Source organism: Elioraea tepida (assembly GCF_019203965.1).
In the GTDB taxonomy this organism is placed as follows: Bacteria; Pseudomonadota; Alphaproteobacteria; order Acetobacterales; family Acetobacteraceae; genus Elioraea_A; species Elioraea_A tepida.
Map to the genome: position 1 here is coordinate 1,514,743 of NZ_CP076448.1, position 16,514 is coordinate 1,531,256.

A 16,514-nucleotide genomic window follows, 5' to 3' on the forward strand; every position below is an offset into this window, starting at 1 on the left:
GGGAGACGGCCTCCCGCGGCGTAAGCCTAGAGAAACCGGCCGCGCAGGAAGCCGAGCGCCGGCAGGGGAGACCAGGCGCGGGGGATGTCGGCGCGCCGGATCGGCGCGACCGAGTAGCGCGGCGCGGGCTCCTTGGTGCGCGCGAACAGGTGGGCATAGGCGCGCACCTGTGCCGCGCGCCAGGCGCGGTCCTCGAGCGCGGCGTCACGCGAGCGGTAGATCTCGGCGATCCTGTCGGTCCTGCCGACGGTGGCGATGACGGCCCACAGCGTTTCGTCGCCGCCGCGCCCGGAATGTCCGGCTTGGGGGAAGCGCAGGGGGGTGATGCTGGTCACGCGCGCGGGCCGTCGCTCCTCGTCAGCGGAAACAAGGGTGACAAGCACGCCCGGGAAACGCAATGGCCTCGCGCCGCCCGCGCGAGGCAGCGGGCAGGGGCGGCGCGGGCACGTCGAGGGGGAGGGACAACGCGGAGGATAAAGAGGCGGGCCGGCGGCTGGGAGGTAGTCATGCCGCCGACCCGCGATGCGGATGGCGGCCTGCCGGGAAAGGCCGCCACCCGGAACACGCAGAGAGTGTGCTCAGCGAGGTTACCGCGACCCGTTCGGAAGGATTACGAGTTGGTCATTTTCGGCAGGAAAGGCCATGCCGGGGCTCAGGCCAGCCAGACCCAGGGGCGCGCGGCGCGATCCCGCTCCTGCCAGGCGGCGATTGCGCCGGCTTCGCGCAAAGTAAGACCGATGTCGTCGAGGCCCGCGAGCAGCGCCTCGCGCCGGGCAGTGTCGATCTCGAAACGGTGCACGTCGCCCTCCGGCCCAACCACGACGCAGCGCTCGAGATCGACCGTGACCAGAGCCTCGCTTGGCGCTCGTTCCACGGCTGCGGCGAGACGCCTGACCGTCGCCTCCGGCAGCACCACCGGCAGGAGCCCGTTCTGCAGGGCGTTGGCGGCGAAGATGTCGGAGAAGGAGGGGGCGATGACCGCGCGTATCCCCGCCCCGGCGAGCGCCCACACCGCCCCTTCGCGTGACGAGCCGCAGCCGAAATTGGGCCCCGCGAGCAGGATCGGCGCACGCCGGAACGGTTCGCGGTTCAGAACGAACTCGGGGTCCTCGCTGCCGTCGGCGCGGCGTCGCCACACCTCGAACGCGTGAGCGCCCATCTCCGCGCGCGTCGTGCCGACGAGACGCTCGACGCGGATGATCACGTCGGTGTCGATGTTGGGGCGCAACAGGGGCGCCGCAGGGCCGGTGACGGTGGTGAAGGGCGTCACGGCGCGAAGCTCCGCACATCGACGATGCGCCCCGCCACGGCGGCGGCGGCCGCCATCGCCGGAGAGGCGAGGTGGGTGCGCGCGCCGCGGCCCTGGCGGCCGACGAAGTTCCGGTTCGAGGTCGAGACGCAGCGCGCCCCGGGCGGCACCGCCTCGCCATTCGCCGCCACGCACAGCGAACAGCCCGGCTCGCGCCAGGCGAAGCCCGCCTCGGTGAAGACGCGGTCGAGCCCCTCGGCTTCGGCCTCCCGCTTCACCCGCACAGACCCCGGAACAACCCAGGCGGTGACGCCCGCCGCCACGCGACGCCCGCGCAGGAGGGCCGCCGCCTCGCGCAGGTCCGAAAGCCGCGCATTGGTGCAGGAGCCGATGAACACCCAGTCGATCGGCGTGCCCGCGATCGGGCGGCCCGGCTCGAGCCCCTGGTAGGCGAGCGCTTCCTCCCAGGCACGCCTGCGCGTCGCGTCCGGCGCGTCCTTCGGGTCGGGGATCGTCGCATCGACGGGAATGACATGCTCGGGGCTCGTGCCCCAGGTCACCTGCGGCGCGACCGTTCCGGCATCGATCACCTGCTCGGCGTCGAACACCGCGTCGTCGTCAGATCGGAGCGTGCGCCAATGCGCCACCGCACGCTCCCACATCTCTCCCTTCGGCGCGAGGTCGCGCCCCGCGACCCACTCGAACACCCTCTCGTCCGGCGCGACGAAGCCGATGCGCGCGCCGAGCTCGATCGTGAGGTTGCAGAGCGTCAGCCGCGCCTCCACGGGCAGCGCGCGCACGGCGGAGCCCGCCCACTCGACCGCGTATCCCGCGCCCGCACCGGCGCCGAGCCGGCCGATCGCGGCGAGCACGGCATCCTTCGCCGTCGTGCCGGCGGGGAAGGCGCCCTCGAATCGGATGCGCATCGAGCGTGGCTTCGCGATGCGAAGCGTCTGTGTCGCGAGCGCGTGCGCGAGCTCGGAGGAGCCGACGCCGAAGGCGAGCGCGCCGAGGCCGCCATTGGTGCAGGTGTGGCTGTCGCCGCAGATCACGCAGAGGCCCGGGAGCACTATGCCGAGCTCCGGCCCCATCACGTGCACGATCCCCTGCCCGTCCTCGCCGAGGTCGAAGAGGCGTATCCCGTGCCGTGCCGCGCCCTCCCGCAGCGCCTTCACCCCGCCCGCGCCCTTGGCGAAGGTCTCGGCCGTGCGGCCGGGGGCGGAGGAGACGGCGTGGTCGGGCGTGGCGAAGGCGAGGCCGGGGTTGGGGATCGCGTATCCCTTCTCCGCCACCTCGGTCAGCGCCCGCGCGCCGGAGAGGTCGTGCAGCAGGATGCGGTCGATATGGATCAGGTCCTGGCCGCCGCCGGCGGGTCCGATCCGGTGCAGCGCCCAGAGGCGGTCGAGCAGTGTGGCTGGCATGGGGGTGAGATGCCGCGCGCGGCGGGCGGCGGCAAGGGGATGGTCGGCGCAAGACCCCGCCACGCAGCGTGCGAGGTTGGCGCCGAGATCGCCCCGTCCCCTACCGCGCGAGCCCCTGATAGGCCGCGAAGGCCGCCATCAGAACGAGCTGGTTGGTCGAGGCGTCGAGCGGAACGATCTGCACAGGCCGCGAGAGCCCCTGGAGGATGGGCCCGATCACCGTCACCTGCCCAAGCCGCGGCAGAGCGCGCGTCAGGATGTGCGCCGCATGCAGCCCCGGCATCACGAGCACGTTCGCAGGGCCCGTAAGCCGGCAGAACGGGTAAAGGGCGCGCAACGAGGGGTCGAGCGCGACATCGGCCGCCATCTCGCCGTCATACTCGAAATCCGGCCGGCGGGCGTCGAGCAGCGCCACCGCCTCGCGGATCGAGGCGGGGATCGAGCCTTTCGGGTCGCCGAAGGTGGAGAAGGAGAGGAAGGCCACGCGCGGCTCGAGCCCCATCCGCCGCGCCGCCGCCGCCGTGGCCTTGGCGATCGCGGCAAGCTCCGCCGCGCCAGGGCGCTCGTGCACGGCGGTGTCGGCAACGAGCACCGTGCCCTGGCCGGTGAGCAGGATCGAGATTCCGAACACGAGATGACCCGGTGCCGGATCGATCACCGTCATCGCCCCCTCGAGGCTGACGCTGTAGCTGCGCGACAGCCCCGTCACCATCGCATCCGCATCGCCCAGCGCCACCATGCAGGCGGCGAAGACGTTCCGGTCCTGGTTGACGAGGCGCTGGCAGTCGCGCGCGAGCGCCCCCTTGCGCTGCAGCCGCGCGTAGAGGAACTCGGCGTAGCGGGCGTTGGCGCCCGAGAGCCGGGCGTTGTGGATCTCGATCCCGCCCGGGTCGTCGAGGCCGAGCGCGGCCATGGTCGCGTGCACGCGATCTTCGCGCCCGATCAGCACCGGCGTGCCGTAGCCGGCATTGCGGAACGCGACCGCGGCGCGGATCGTCTTCTCCTCCTCGCCCTCCGCGAACACCACCCGGCGCGGGTTCGCCCGCACCGCCTCCATGATCGCATCGAGGGCGGCGGAAGCCGGGTCGAGCCGTGCGGCGAGGTCGCGGGCGTATTTGCGCAGATCGCGGATCGGCCGGCGCGCCACGCCGCTGTCCATCGCCGCCTTCGCCACCGCCGGCGAGACGCGGGAAATCAGCCGCGGGTCGAAGGGAAGCGGCAGGATATAGTCGGGGCCGTAGCGGAGCCGCCGCCCGCCGGCGGCGGACGCCGCGTCGAGCTCGTCCGGCACGTCCTCGCGGGCGAGCGCGGCGAGCGCCTCGGCCGCCGCTACCTTCATCGCGTCGTTGATGGTCGAGGCGCGCACGTCGAGCGCCCCGCGGAAGATGTAGGGAAAGCCGAGGACGTTGTTGACCTGGTTCGGATAATCGCTCCGGCCGGTGGCGATGATCACATCCGGCCGCGCCGCCTTCGCCTCCTCGGGGGTGATCTCGGGGTCGGGGTTGGCCATCGCGAAGATGATCGGCCGCGGCGCCATCGACCGCACCATCGCCTGGGTCAACGCCCCGGCCTGGGAGAGGCCGAAGAAGGCATCCGCCCCCTCGAGCGCCTCGGCGAGCGTGCGCGCGCGCGTCTCCACCGCGTGGGCCGATTTCCACTGGTTCATCCCCTCGGTTCGGCCCTTCCAGATCACGCCCTTGGTGTCGCAGAGGATCACCCGGTCGCTCCGCATCCCCATCGCCTTGAGCAGCTCCACACAGGCGATCCCGGCCGCCCCCGCGCCGTTGACCACGAGCGTCATGTCGCCGAGCTCGCGCCCCGTCAGGTGCGCGGCATTGATCAGCCCAGCGGCGGCGACGATCGCGGTGCCGTGCTGGTCGTCATGGAACACGGGGATGTCCATCAGCTCGCGCAGCCGCTGCTCGATGATGAAGCACTCGGGCGCGCGGATGTCCTCGAGGTTGATGCCGCCGAAGGAGGGGCCGAGATAGCGCACGGCGTTGACGAAGGCGTCGGTGTCCTCGGTGTCGATGCAGAGGTCGATCGCGTCGACATCGGCGAAGCGCTTGAACAGCACCGCCTTGCCTTCCATCACCGGCTTCGAGGCGAGCGCGCCGAGATTGCCGAGGCCCAGCACGGCGGTGCCGTTCGAGATCACCGCCACCATGTTGCCCTTGGCGGTGTAATCGTAGGCGAGCGAGGGGTTGGCGGCGATCTGGCGGCAGGGCTCGGCCACGCCGGGGGAATAGGCGAGCGAGAGGTCGCGCGCCGTGGTCAGCGGCTTGGTGAGGCGAATCTCGAGCTTGCCCGGCCGGCCCATGGCATGGAGCTGCAGCGCCTCCTCGGCGGTGATCCGCGCGCTTCGCCCCTCCGTTCCGTCCATCGCCGTTCCCTCTCGAACGCATCCTCGCTTTCCGCCGCACCTTGGCAGGCATGCCGGATCAGGAAAAGGCGTGGTTGACGGAGGGGGGCCTGCTCGATATCGCCCGCCATATCGACCCCCCGCCCAGGCCGCCACGATGCCGCGACGCCGCGCCCTCCTCGCCCTGGCCGCCGCCGCCGCGACGTCGTCGCCGGCGTGGGCGGAGAGCCGGCCGCCGACGATCGCCGCCGCCTCAGACCTGCACTTCGCGATCGAGGAGCTCGCCGCCGCCTTCCGCTCGGCCGGGCACGGCACGGTTCGCGTCACGCTCGGCTCGAGCGGTCATCTCACGCGCCAGATCGAGCGCGGAGCGCCCTTCGAGCTCTTCCTCTCGGCCGACGAGAGCTTCGTGGCCCGGCTCGCCGAACGGGGGCTCACGCGGGACGGCGGCACGCTCTACGCCGTCGGGCGGATCGTTCTCTTCGCGCCGGACGGGGCGCCGTTCGAGGCCGACGGTGCGCTCGACGGTCTCGCCGCAGCGGTCGCGTCCGGCCGCGTCAGCCGCTTCGCGATCGCCTCTCCCGAGCACGCTCCCTACGGCCGCGCGGCAAATCAGGCGCTCACGTCACGGGGCCTGTGGGAGGCCCTGCGCCCTGCGCTCGTGTTCGGCGAGAACGTGGCCCAGGCAGCGCAGTTCGCAGCGAGCGGCAACGCCGAGGGGGGCATCATCTCCCACTCCTTCGCGCTCGCGCCGCCGATCGCGCGGCTCGGGCGTTTCGCCCTGATCCCCGAGGCGTGGCACGAGCCGCTGCGGCAGCGCATGGTCCTGCTCCGTGGGGCCGGGCCGGTGGCGGAGCGCTTCTTCGCCTTCCTGCAGGAAGAGCCGGCGCGCGCGATCCTCGCCCGCCACGGCTTCACGCGTCCGGGCGCTTAGGTCGGGAATGGACTGGGAGGCGTTCCTGCTCTCGGCCGAGCTCGGCCTCGGCACGGTCGTGGGCCTCGCCCCGCTCGCCCTCTGGCTCGGCCGCGTGCTCGCCTATCGCAGCTTCCGGGGCAAGGGCGTGGCCGAGGCGCTCGTTGCGTTGCCGCTTCTGCTTCCGCCCACCGTGGTCGGCTTCTACCTGCTGCTCGCCTTCGGCCGCGACAGCCCGCTCGGCGCCGCTTTCGAGGCGGTGACGGGGAGGCTTCTCGCCTTCTCCTTCGAGGGGCTGCTGCTCGCCTCGATCCTCGTCAACATCCCCTTCGCGGTGCAGCCGGCGCAGCGCGCCTTCGAGTCGATCGAGCCCTCGGTGCGCGAGGCGGGGGCGGTGTCGGGCTTGAGCCCCTGGCAGGTGTTCCTGCGAATCGAGCTGCCGCTCGCCTGGCCAGGCCTCGTCACCGGCATTGTGCTCGCCTTCGCACACACGATCGGCGAGTTCGGCGTGGTGCTGATGGTCGGCGGCTCGATCCCGGGCGAGACGCGGACGGTCGCGATCGCGATCTATGACCGGGTTCAGGCGTTCGACGACCGCGGCGCCGGCATCATGGCCGCGACGCTGCTCGCGCTGTCCGTGCTCGCGCTCGCCGTCACCAACACGCTCGCGCGACGGATCGGCCGACGCCATGGGTGAGGCGGCACTCGCGGTCAGGCTCAGGCAGGAGGGGCCGATCCCGCTCGACCTCGCCTTCACGCTGGCTCCGGGCGAGGTGGCGGCGCTGTTCGGGCCGTCCGGGGCGGGCAAGACCACCGTGCTGCGCGCCATCGCGGGGCTGTTCCGGGCGAAGGCGGGGCGGATAGCCGCGGGCGAAGCCGTGTGGTTCTGTTCCGAAAGCGACACGTTCCTACCCCCCCACAGGCGCGCCGTCGGCCTCGTGTTTCAGGACTATGCCCTGTTCCCGCACATGACAGCGTTGGGGAACGTGGCGGCGGCGCTCGGCCACCGGCCCACGGCACGGCGCCGGGCCGAGGCGCTCGCCCTGCTCGCCGCGGTCGGGCTCGAGGGGCTCGCCGACCGACGCCCGGCCGAGCTCTCCGGCGGGCAACGGCAGCGTGTGGCGATCGCCCGGGCGCTTGCGCGCGACCCGGCCGTGCTCCTGCTCGACGAGCCCTTCGCGGCGCTCGACCGCGCGGTCCGGCTGTCCCTCTATGCCGAGGTCGAGCGGCTGCGCGCGCGCCTCGCCTGCCCCATCCTGCTTGTGACGCACGACTTCGACGAGGTGGCGCGGCTTGCCGACCGCGTGCTCGTCCTCGAGGCCGGGCGGATCGTGGCGGAGGGCGATGTCGGCGCCGTCGCCGCGCGCACCGACATCGCGGTGATCGCCGCGGCGGCGGAGCCCGGAACGGTGCTCGACGCCACGGTTGCCGAGCACCTGCCCGAGCGCGGCCTGACGCGGCTCGACACCCCGGCCGGCCCGCTTCTCTGCCCCGTTCTCGACGCCGCGATCGGCGCGCGTCTCCGGGTGCGTATCCCCGCCCGCGACGTGATCCTCGCCGACCGTTTGCCGGAGGGCCTCTCCGTGCACAACGCTCTCCGCGGCACGGTCGCGAGCCTCGCTCCGGGTGCGCCCGGGACGGTGGCCGTGTCGGTCGCCGTCGGGCCGGTGATGCTTGCGGCGCAGGTGACGCAGGACGCCGTTGAGCGCCTCGGTCTCTCCCCCGGCTCTCCCGTGGTCGCTCTCGTGAAATCGGTCGCGGTCACGCGCCCCGCACGGTGAGGCCGAGGGGGTGTCGGCGTGAAGGCGCCCCCTGCCGCCTCACGCTTCGGTCGAGAACGTGAGCTCGATCTTCTGCCCGAGCGGATCGGTGAGGAAGATCTGGTGCAGCGGGAAGCCCGGAACCGGCGCCTCCTCGAACGGGATCCCAGCGTCGGCGAGGCGCTGCCGCGCCGCCTCGAGCCCAAAGGCGGTGAAGGACACATGGTCGAAGCCCGCACTGCCCTTCGCCGGGCCCATCGTTCCCTCGGCGATGCTCGCCCGACCGGCAAGGTGAACCACCGGCTTGCCGTCGAGGTAGAGCCAGTGCCCGGGGAAGGGGAAGTCCGGCCTCGGCCCTTCCGCGAGACCGAGGGCGGCGATGTAGACGTCGCGCACCCGGGCGAGGTCACCCACGGCGCAGTTGATCGTCATGTGGTCGAGGCCCTTAAGCCGCATCCTCGTCCTCCCGTCGCCTGCTCCAGCGTCCCTCGCGCGAGCCTAGCACGGGCTTGCGCCGCCACGCCCGCCCCGCCACCGTGCCGCGCCATGCCGGCCCCGACCCCGATGTTCGCGCAGTGGTTCGCCGCCAAGGCGGCGCACCCCGATGCGCTCCTGTTCTTTCGCATGGGGGATTTCTACGAGCTCTTCTTCGAAGACGCCGAAGCCGCCGCGCCTGTGCTCGACATCGCGCTGACGACCCGCGGCGAGCATGCCGGCAGGCCCGTGCCGATGTGCGGCGTGCCGGCCGCGAACGCCGAGCCCTATCTCGCGCGCCTGATCCGCCGCGGCTTCAGGGTCGCCATCGTCGAACAGACCGAGACGCCGGAGGAGGCGAAGGCGCGCGGCCATCGCGGCCCGCTGCCGCGCGCTGTGGTGCGCGTCGTCACCCCCGGCACCGTCACCGAGGAGTCACTTCTCGAGCCGGGCCGTTCGGCCTGGATCGCCGCCGCCTCTCCGCCCGGCGAGGACGGCCTGCTCGGGCTCGCCTGGGCAGACGTCTCCACCGGCGCCTTCGCCTGCCGGAGCCTTCCTGCGCGCGACCTCGCCGGGGCACTGGCCGCGCTCGAGCCGGCGGAGCTGCTTGTCGCCGAGGAGCAGGCGTCGGAGGCGGCGCTTGCGCCGTGGAAGGATCGCCTCGTCGCGCTTCCCGCGTCGCGCTTCCGGCCGGGCCCGGCAGAGCGACGCCTCGCCGAGGCCTATGGTGTCGCGACCCTCGAGGGGTTCGGCAGTTTCACGCCGGCCGAGCTCGCCGCCGCAGGCGCAATCATCGACTATGTGCGGTCGACCCAGGCCGGGCGGCTGCCGCTTCTGTCGCCGCTTCGACGCGAGACCGCGGGCACGACGATGGCGATCGATGTCGCCACCCGACGAAGCCTCGGCCTGACCCCAGGGGAAGGGAGCCTGCTCGAGGTGATCGACCGGACGGTGACGGCGGCAGGCGCGCGGCTTCTCGCCGCCCGGATCGCCGCCCCCTCCACGCTTTCGGCCGTGATCACCGCGCGGCACGACGCCGCCGGGTTCTTCCTCGCCGACCCGGGCACGCGGGACGACGTTCGCGCCGCGCTCCGCCGCGCCCCCGACATGGCACGGGCCTTAGGCCGGATCGGCCTCGGCCGCGGCGGGGCGCGCGATCTCGCCGCGATCCGCGACGGGCTCGACGCCGCCCGCGCGGTGCAGGCGATCCTCGCTGCCGCCACGCTGCCGCGGCCGACGCTTCTTGCCCGGGCCGAGGCGGCGCTCGACCCCGCCCCTCCGCTCGCCGAGCGTTTGCGCCGGGCGCTCGTGCCGAACCCGCCGCTGAAGGCCACGGAGGGGGAAGCGATCGCGCCCGGCTACGATGACGCACTCGATGCCGCGCGCGCCTTGCGCGACGACAGCCGGCGCGTCGTCGCCGGGCTCGAGGCCGCCTATCGGGCCGCCACCGGGATCGGCGCTCTGCGCGTGCGGCACACCGCACAGCTCGGCTACTTCGCCGAGGTGCCGGAGGCGGCGGGCTTGAGGCTGCGCGAAGCCGACCCGCCGCCGATCCCGGGCCTCGCCCACCGCCAGACCATGGCGGGCACGATGCGCTTCGTCACCACCGAGCTCGCCGAGCTCGATTCACGGATCGCCGCCGCGGGGGCCGAGGCGGAGGCGCGCGAGGCGGCGCTGCTCGCCGCTCTCGCCGAGGCGGTTCGGGGGGAAGCGGGGGGGATTGCCGACGCGGCGGAGGCGCTCGCCGCGATCGACGTCGCCGCCGCCACCGCCGCGCTTGCCGAGGCCCAAGGCTGGTCGCGGCCCGAGATCACTGCGGACAGGGCCTTCGTGGTCGAGGAAGGGCGGCACCCGGTGGTGGAGGCGGCGCTTGCGGCAGCGGGCGGCAGTTTCGTCGCCAACGGGGTCGATCTCTCCCCTGGCGGGCGGCTGTGGCTGATCACCGGCCCGAACATGGCGGGGAAGTCGACCTTCCTGAGGCAGAACGCGCTGATCGCCATCCTCGCCCAGGCCGGGCTGTTCGTGCCGGCCAGGTCGGCGCGGATTGGCATCGTCGATCGTCTGTTCAGCCGGGTCGGCGCCTCCGATGACCTCGCGCGCGGCCGTTCGACCTTCATGGTGGAGATGGTCGAGACGGCCGCGATCCTGAACCAGGCCACTCCGGCGTCGCTCGTGATCCTCGACGAGATCGGGCGGGGGACGGCGACCTGGGACGGGCTCGCCATCGCCTGGGCGGTGCTCGAGGCGCTGCATGACCGGCTGCGCTGCCGGGCGCTGTTCGCGACCCATTTCCATGAGCTGACCGCTCTCGCCCCGCGCCTGCCGGAGCTTCGCCTTGCCCAGTTCGGCGCCCGCGAGTGGCGGGGCGAGGTCGTGTTTTTGCACGCGATCCGCCCCGGTGCCGCGGACCGGTCCTGGGGAATCGCGGTCGCGCGGCTCGCCGGGCTGCCGCGGGAGGTGACGGCGCGGGCGGCGCAGGTGCTCGCCGCCCTTGAGGAGCGGGCGCGCGGGCTGACGCCGCTTGCCGAGGAGCTGCCGCTGTTCGCCGCCGCCCCCCGTGCCCCGCCGCCGCCCGCCCTGACCCCGGTGCTCGCCGCCCTCGAGGCGGCAGACCCCGATTCCCTCTCCCCGCGCGAGGCGCACGCCCTGCTCGTCCGGCTGAAGGCGATGCTGAAGGCGCCGGATGCGTCAGAGGGCGTCGGATAGGGGGCGTCGGATTCTTTTACACATGTCCAGGCACGCGTGTGTCGAGATTTGATCGTTTCGTCGAGTTTTTTACACTGCGGCTCGGCGTGCAGGGCGCCCCCCAGCAAGCGCTTGAATATGCTGGCGCCTCGCCTCTGGCGCAGCGGTTGCATCAGCTGGGCGCCGGACAGCCGGGAGCTGTCTTGACGTCACTCGATCGGGCAGGGCCCGATCACGATGGAGGGGTTAGTTCGACTGACGCGATTTCTTCTCGGGGCCACGGTGCTTGACGGGCTTGCAGCCGGCGGCGCCGCCTAGGCGTCGATCATCATCAACCAGGCCGGCTGGACGGCGGCAGGGTGCGTCGGGGCGACGGCTTGCGTCGTCAACGGCGTCACCATCAGCGCGAGCGGCAATGCGGCGCAGGCAGCATCGCAGGGGCTCGTCGTGTTCCAGAACCCAGCGACGCTCTCGACCCATACGTTCAATGGCGGCACCGGGCTTGGCGTCGACTTTGCGCGCGATCCCGGCACGAACGCCACCGCCGGCGCGAACCGGGAGATCCTGTTCTCGGAAGCGATGACCTTCACCTTCGCGATGCCGGCGCGGATCGACGAGCTCGCGATCCTCTTCCTCTACGCCGAGAACCGGTTCGCGAACGACCCACCGCAGGAGGTGGCCCACATCACCGGCGACGGCACGACCTACGCGCTGACGCTGAGCAACAGCGCCAACCCAACCGCGCCTGGGGCGTTCACCTCGGACGGGCTCGGGTCGGTGACCCCGGAGACGCCGTTCAGTCGCGGCATCTTCCGCTTCGACAGTCCGTTCGGGACCGATACATCACCGAACTGAGGCTAACGACGCCGTTCGTCGCGAACGACACCACGCGCGACAACTCCAACTACGCGTTCCTCCGGCTCGCCGCCACCGCCATCCCCGAGCCCGCCACGTTCGGCCTGCTCGGCGCCGGCCTGATCGGGCTTGGCTTCGCCGCGCGACGCCGACGCGCGCTCTGAACCGGGGCGACTGGGGTCACGCGCTCTCCGGGGGTGGCGAGGCGGCTCGCCACCCCCGTCTTCTTCGGGCGGGCGATCCGCCCGTTCTCGCGCAGGGAGAACTGAGCGCGGCTCCCCCTTCTTCCGGACGGCCGGACATGCCTAAACTAGCCCATGGATCAGCGCGTGGACGGTGGCGGCGACGGCGCCGGACGGAGTGAGCCGCCAGCCACGGCGGGCGCCGACCCGCTGCTTGCCGAGCTCGCCGCGCTGCGCGCCTCGACCGAGCCCGGTGGCCTCGACGGCGGCGTAAAGCGCGACCGCGCGCTCGCCCTGTTCCGGCGCGAGCTCGGCCGGCTTCAGGCCGACACCAAGCATCGCTTCGAGCAGGGGATGGACGGGGTGTCGGCCGCCCGACAGCTCGCCGCCGGCATGGACCGGCTGATCCGCGCCCTGCACCGCTGGACCACCACCATCGTCTTCCCCCCCGGCATCTCCTCCGCCGGCGAGGCGCTCGCGCTCGCCGCCACCGGGGGCTATGGCCGCGGCGTGCTCGCCCCCTTCTCAGACATCGACCTGCTCTTCCTCACGCCGTGGAAGGAGCCGCCGCGCACTGAGCAGGTGGTCGAGTTCATGCTCTACTTCCTGTGGGATCTCGGGCTGAAGGTCGGCCACGCCACGCGCTCGCTCGACGAGTGCATCGCTCAGGCGCGGTCGGACGCCACCGTGTTCACGAGCCTGATCGACGCCCGCTTCATCGACGGCGACCGCGCCCTGTTCGATGCGTTCCGCGACCGCTTCCGGCAGGACTGCGCGCAGAACGGCGCGGCCGCCTTCTTCGCCGCCAAGCGCGCTGAGCGCGAGGAGCGGCACCGGAAGTTCGGCGACAACGCCTTCCTCGTCGAACCGAACGTCAAGGACGGCAAAGGCGGCCTGCGCGACCTGCAGACCCTGTTCTGGATGGCCCGCTATGTCACCGGCGCAGACAGCCCCGACGCCTTCGCCGCCGCCGGGCTGATCGGCGAGGACGAGGCCCGTGCCTGGCGGCGCGCCGCTGCCTTCCTCTGGTCGGTGCGGTTCCACCTGCACTACGCCACCGGCCGCGCCGAGGAGCGGCTGACCTTCGACCTCCAACCGGTGATCGGCGCGGCGATGGGCTACACGCGGCACGGCCCGGTGCAGGGCGTCGAGCGGTTCATGAAGCACTACTTCCTGACCGCGCGCGAGGTGCGCCGGCTGACGCTCACGGTCGAGCCCGCGATCGAGCGCGCCGCGCTCGGCGAGCCCGCCGTGCAGCCTGACACCACGCCCGCTCTCGAGGCGGCTGGCTTCGCCCTGCTCGAGAACAAGGTTGTGCTCGCCCCGGGTCGGAGCTTCGCCGAGGAGCCGATCCTGATGTTCCGCGCGCTGAAGGTGGCGCGCGATTCGGGCAAGGAGCTCCACCCGCTCACGCTGCGCGGGCTCGTCCGGAACGCCCGGCTTGCGGCGCGGCTGCGCGAGGACCGGGAGGCGAACGCGATCTTCCTTGACCTTCTCTCGGGCCCGGCGGACTCGCCCGCGCGGGCCGACGGCGCGCGCTGGCTCGGCACGCTCAACCTCGCCGGCATTCTCGGCCGCTTCATCCCAGACTGGGCGAGGATCGTCGGCCAGATGCAGTTCGACACCTATCACGTCTTCACGGTCGACGAGCACACGATCGAAGCGGTCCGCGTGCTCAACGATCTCGAGCGCGGCGCGCTTGCCGACATCGCCCCCGTCGCCTCGGCCCTGATCGGCCAGGTGCAGTCGCGCCGCGCCCTTTATGTGGCGATGATGCTGCACGACATCGCCAAGGGGCGCGAGGGGGATCATTCCGAGCTCGGCGCGGCGATCACCCAGGAGCTCGGGCCGCGGCTCGGGCTCTCGGCGGAGGAGACCGAGACCGCGTCGTGGCTCGTGCTGCACCACCTCGTGCTGAGCCAGACGGCGTTCAAGCGCGACATCGACGACCCGAAGACGATCCTCGATCTCGCCGAGCTCGTGCAAAGCCCCGAGCGGCTCAGGCTCCTGCAGATCCTCACGGTTGCCGACATGCGCGCCGTCTCGGCCAAGGTGTGGAACAACTGGAAGGCCACACTCTTGCGCGAGATCTACTGGCGCGTGGCCGAGGTGCTCGCGGGCGGGCTGAACGTGCCGGAGCGCGACGCCCGCGTCGCCCGCGCCCGCGCGGCGGCCCGAGCGGCGCTCGCGGCGGAGGGCTTCAGCGAGGCCGAGATCGAGGCCTTCATGGCGCTCGGCTATCCCGGCTACTGGCTCGGCTTCGACCCAGCCACACATGTGCGCCACGCCCGCCTCGTGCGCGAGGCGGGACGCGATCCGCTCGCGATCCGCACCCTCGTGCTCGCCGATCGCGGCGTCACGGAAGTCACCGTCTACGCGGCCGACCACCCGGGCCTGTTCTCGAAGGTGGCGGGAGCGCTCGCGGTCGCGGGCGCCTCGATCGTCGATGCGCGGATCCACACGATGACGAACGGCATGGCGCTCGACACGTTCTGGATCCAGGACGCCGCCGGCGGCTCCTTCGACGCGCCGCACCGGATCGCCCGCCTCTCGGTGCTGATCGAGCAGGCGCTGTCGGGCCGGCTCAGGATCGCCGAGGAGATCCGCAAGGCACGCCCGCCCTCACCGCGCATGCGCGCGATCCACGTCCCCCCGCGCGTGGTGATCGACAACCACGCCTCGGCCACGCACACGGTGGTGGAGGTGAACGGGCGCGACCGGCCGGGCTTCCTGCACGACGTGACGGCGGCGATGAGCGAGCAGGGCGTGCAGATCGCCTCGGCGCACGTGACCACCTACGGGGTGCGCGCGGTCGACGTGTTCTACGTCAAGGACGTGTTCGGGCTCAAGATCGAGAACGAGCGCAAGCTCGCGCAATTGAAGGAGGCGCTGCTCGCCGCGCTCGAGCCTCCCTCGCAGCCCGCGGCGGCGGCCCTGCCGGGCGGCGGCGTGCCGCGCCGGCGCAGCGCCGCCGGGCCCGCCTGAGGCAATAGGTCCGCCCCCCGATCGTTCCGTGTTGCGCAATGTCCTGACCGTCGGCGCCTGGACGGCGCTCTCCCGCGTCCTCGGCTTCGGGCGCGACATCGCGATCGCCGCGCGGCTCGGCGCCGGCGCGGAGGCGGATGCCTTCTTCGTCGCGCTGAAACTGCCCAACGTGTTCCGGCGCCTGTTCGGCGAGGGGGCCTTCGCCGCCGCCTTCGTGCCGCTCTTCGCCGGCGCGCTCGCGGGCGAGGGCGCGGCGGCAGCCAGGCGGGTGGCCGAGGGCGCGCTCTCGGTGCTGATCGCCGCGCTCGCCGTGCTGACGCTTCTCGCCATTCTCTTCATGCCCGAGGCAATGACGCTGCTCGCCCCGGGCTTCGTGGACGAGGCGTATCGTTTCGGCCTTGCCGTCGAGCTCACCCGCATCACCTTCCCCTACCTCCTCCTGATCTCGGTCGTCGCGCTGCTCTCGGGCGTGCTGAACGGGCTCGACCGCTTCGTCGCCGCGGCCGCGGCGCCGGTGCTGTTCAATCTCTGCCTGATCGCCGGCCTGTTCCTCGCCCCCGTGCTTGGCCTCGGCGGGGCGCACGGCCTCGCCTGGGGCGTGGCGGCCGCAGGCGTCGCCCAGCTTCTGCTGCTCGCCGCCGCGGTCGCGCGCGCCGGCCTGCCGCTCGCCCTGCCCCCGCCGCGGCTGACGCCCGAGGTGCGCACCCTGCTCAGGCGCATGATCCCGGGCGCGATCGGGGCAGGCGTGACACAGATCAACCTGATGATCGACGTGATCATCGCGAGCCTGCTGCCGGAGGGGGCGATCGCCTTCCTCTACTATGCCGACCGCGTGGCGCAGCTCCCGCTCGGGGTGATCGGCACCGCGGTGGGCACCGCTCTGTTGCCCGCGCTGTCGCGCCAGCTGCGCACCGGCGAGGAGGCGCGTGCGAAAGAGACGCAGAACCGGGCGATCGAGCTCGCGTTTCTCTTCACCCTGCCGGCGGCGGCCGGGCTGATCGCGGCCGCCCTGCCGATCGTCTCCGTCCTGTTCGAACGCGGCGCCTTCGGGGCGGAGGCGTCGGTGGCGACCGCCCGCACGCTCGCCGCCTACGGGCTCGGCCTGCCGGCCTTCGTTCTCGTCAAGGTGCTCGCCCCGGGCTTCTTCGCCCGCGGCGACACGGCGACACCGGTGAAGGTCGCGGCCGGCTGCGTGGCGCTGAACCTCGCTCTGAACCTCGCCCTGGTGCGCCCGCTCGGCCATGTTGGCATCGCGCTCGCGACCTCGCTCGCGGCGTGGGCGAATGCCGGGGCGCTCGCCTGGCTGCTCCGCCGCCAGGGGCGGTGGCGCGAGGATGCGCGGCTACTGTCGCGCGGCGCGCGCATTCTGCTCGCCGCCGCGCTGATGGGGCTCACGCTGTGGGGCGCGCGGGCGGTGCTGTTCGATGACCTGCTCGCGCTGCGCCTCTACCGCTGGGGCGCCCTCGCGGGCCTGCTCGGGCTCGGGGCCGCGGCCTACGCGGCGCTTGCGCTCGCCTTGCGCGCCGCCCACCCCGCCGAGATCAAAGCCTATCTGCGTCGCCGGCGCGATCGCACTCCGCGGCCTTGACCGCCCCGCCGCCGCGCGGGATACGCGCCGCCCGATCCCG

At 72.7% G+C, this 16,514-nt stretch carries 13 protein-coding genes; 8 read left to right on the forward strand and 5 right to left on the reverse strand.

All coding sequences use genetic code 11. From position 1 onward, the window contains the following. Positions 1-26 precede the first annotated feature (26 nt). From KO353_RS07300 to KO353_RS07315, 4 genes are all read right to left on the reverse strand, one after another. Positions 27-335 (reverse strand): hypothetical protein, encoded by a 309-nt coding sequence (locus KO353_RS07300; RefSeq protein WP_218287039.1) that lies wholly within the window; start codon positions 333-335, stop codon positions 27-29. Positions 336-652: 317 nt separating this feature from the next. Continuing rightward, entirely contained in the window at positions 653-1,270 is a 618-nt protein-coding gene (gene leuD / locus KO353_RS07305) for a 3-isopropylmalate dehydratase small subunit (protein ID WP_218287040.1), read from the reverse strand. Next, positions 1,267-2,670, reverse strand: coding sequence for a 3-isopropylmalate dehydratase large subunit (gene leuC / locus KO353_RS07310; protein ID WP_218287041.1), 1,404 nt, complete (start codon positions 2,668-2,670; stop codon positions 1,267-1,269). Before leuC ends, leuD begins: the two co-directional genes overlap by 4 nt. A 100-nt stretch (positions 2,671-2,770) precedes the next feature. Then, positions 2,771-5,053, reverse strand: coding sequence for an NADP-dependent malic enzyme (locus KO353_RS07315; RefSeq protein WP_218287042.1), 2,283 nt, complete (start codon positions 5,051-5,053; stop codon positions 2,771-2,773). Between the two features lie 136 nt (positions 5,054-5,189). On the opposite strand from KO353_RS07315, the gene modA reads away from it, so the two are divergent. Genes modA through modC form a run of 3 tightly spaced genes read left to right on the forward strand, consistent with a single transcriptional unit; the run spans position 5,190 to position 7,726 of the window. Then, positions 5,190-5,966 (forward strand): molybdate ABC transporter substrate-binding protein, encoded by a 777-nt coding sequence (gene modA / locus KO353_RS07320; RefSeq protein WP_218287043.1) that lies wholly within the window; start codon positions 5,190-5,192, stop codon positions 5,964-5,966. A 7-nt stretch (positions 5,967-5,973) separates the two neighbouring features. Continuing rightward, the gene (gene modB, locus KO353_RS07325; protein ID WP_218287044.1) at positions 5,974-6,642 is read left to right on the forward strand and encodes a molybdate ABC transporter permease subunit; all 669 of its coding nucleotides are present in this window, start codon (positions 5,974-5,976) and stop codon (positions 6,640-6,642) included. Next, complete coding sequence (modC, locus tag KO353_RS07330) at positions 6,635-7,726, forward strand: molybdenum ABC transporter ATP-binding protein (protein WP_218287045.1); 1,092 nt, start codon at positions 6,635-6,637, stop codon at positions 7,724-7,726. The genes modB and modC overlap by 8 nt, the downstream gene beginning before the upstream one ends. A 39-nt stretch (positions 7,727-7,765) precedes the next feature. On the opposite strand, the gene KO353_RS07335 is transcribed toward modC, so the two are convergent. Beyond that, positions 7,766-8,161, reverse strand: coding sequence for a VOC family protein (locus KO353_RS07335; protein ID WP_218287046.1), 396 nt, complete (start codon positions 8,159-8,161; stop codon positions 7,766-7,768). Between the two features lie 90 nt (positions 8,162-8,251). On the opposite strand from KO353_RS07335, the gene mutS reads away from it, so the two are divergent. The 5 genes from mutS (at position 8,252) to murJ (ending at position 16,474) form a co-directional block, all read left to right on the forward strand. Beyond that, on the forward strand, positions 8,252-10,885 hold the full coding sequence (mutS, locus tag KO353_RS07340; RefSeq protein ID WP_235692060.1) for a DNA mismatch repair protein MutS: 2,634 nt from the start codon (positions 8,252-8,254) through the stop codon (positions 10,883-10,885). A 426-nt stretch (positions 10,886-11,311) separates the two neighbouring features. Continuing rightward, positions 11,312-11,719, forward strand: coding sequence for a hypothetical protein (locus KO353_RS16385; RefSeq protein ID WP_235692061.1), 408 nt, complete (start codon positions 11,312-11,314; stop codon positions 11,717-11,719). Between the two features lie 80 nt (positions 11,720-11,799). Beyond that, the gene (locus KO353_RS17020; RefSeq protein ID WP_407928222.1) at positions 11,800-11,883 is read left to right on the forward strand and encodes a PEP-CTERM sorting domain-containing protein; all 84 of its coding nucleotides are present in this window, start codon (positions 11,800-11,802) and stop codon (positions 11,881-11,883) included. Positions 11,884-12,036: 153 nt separating this feature from the next. Next, on the forward strand, positions 12,037-14,886 hold the full coding sequence (locus KO353_RS07350; protein WP_218287048.1) for a [protein-PII] uridylyltransferase: 2,850 nt from the start codon (positions 12,037-12,039) through the stop codon (positions 14,884-14,886). A gap of 28 nt (positions 14,887-14,914) precedes the next feature. Continuing rightward, positions 14,915-16,474 carry a murein biosynthesis integral membrane protein MurJ gene (gene murJ, locus KO353_RS07355; protein WP_218287049.1) on the forward strand — a complete coding sequence of 520 codons (1,560 nt, stop codon included), beginning with the start codon at positions 14,915-14,917 and terminating at the stop codon, positions 16,472-16,474. The last annotated feature ends 40 nt before the right edge of the window (positions 16,475-16,514 follow it).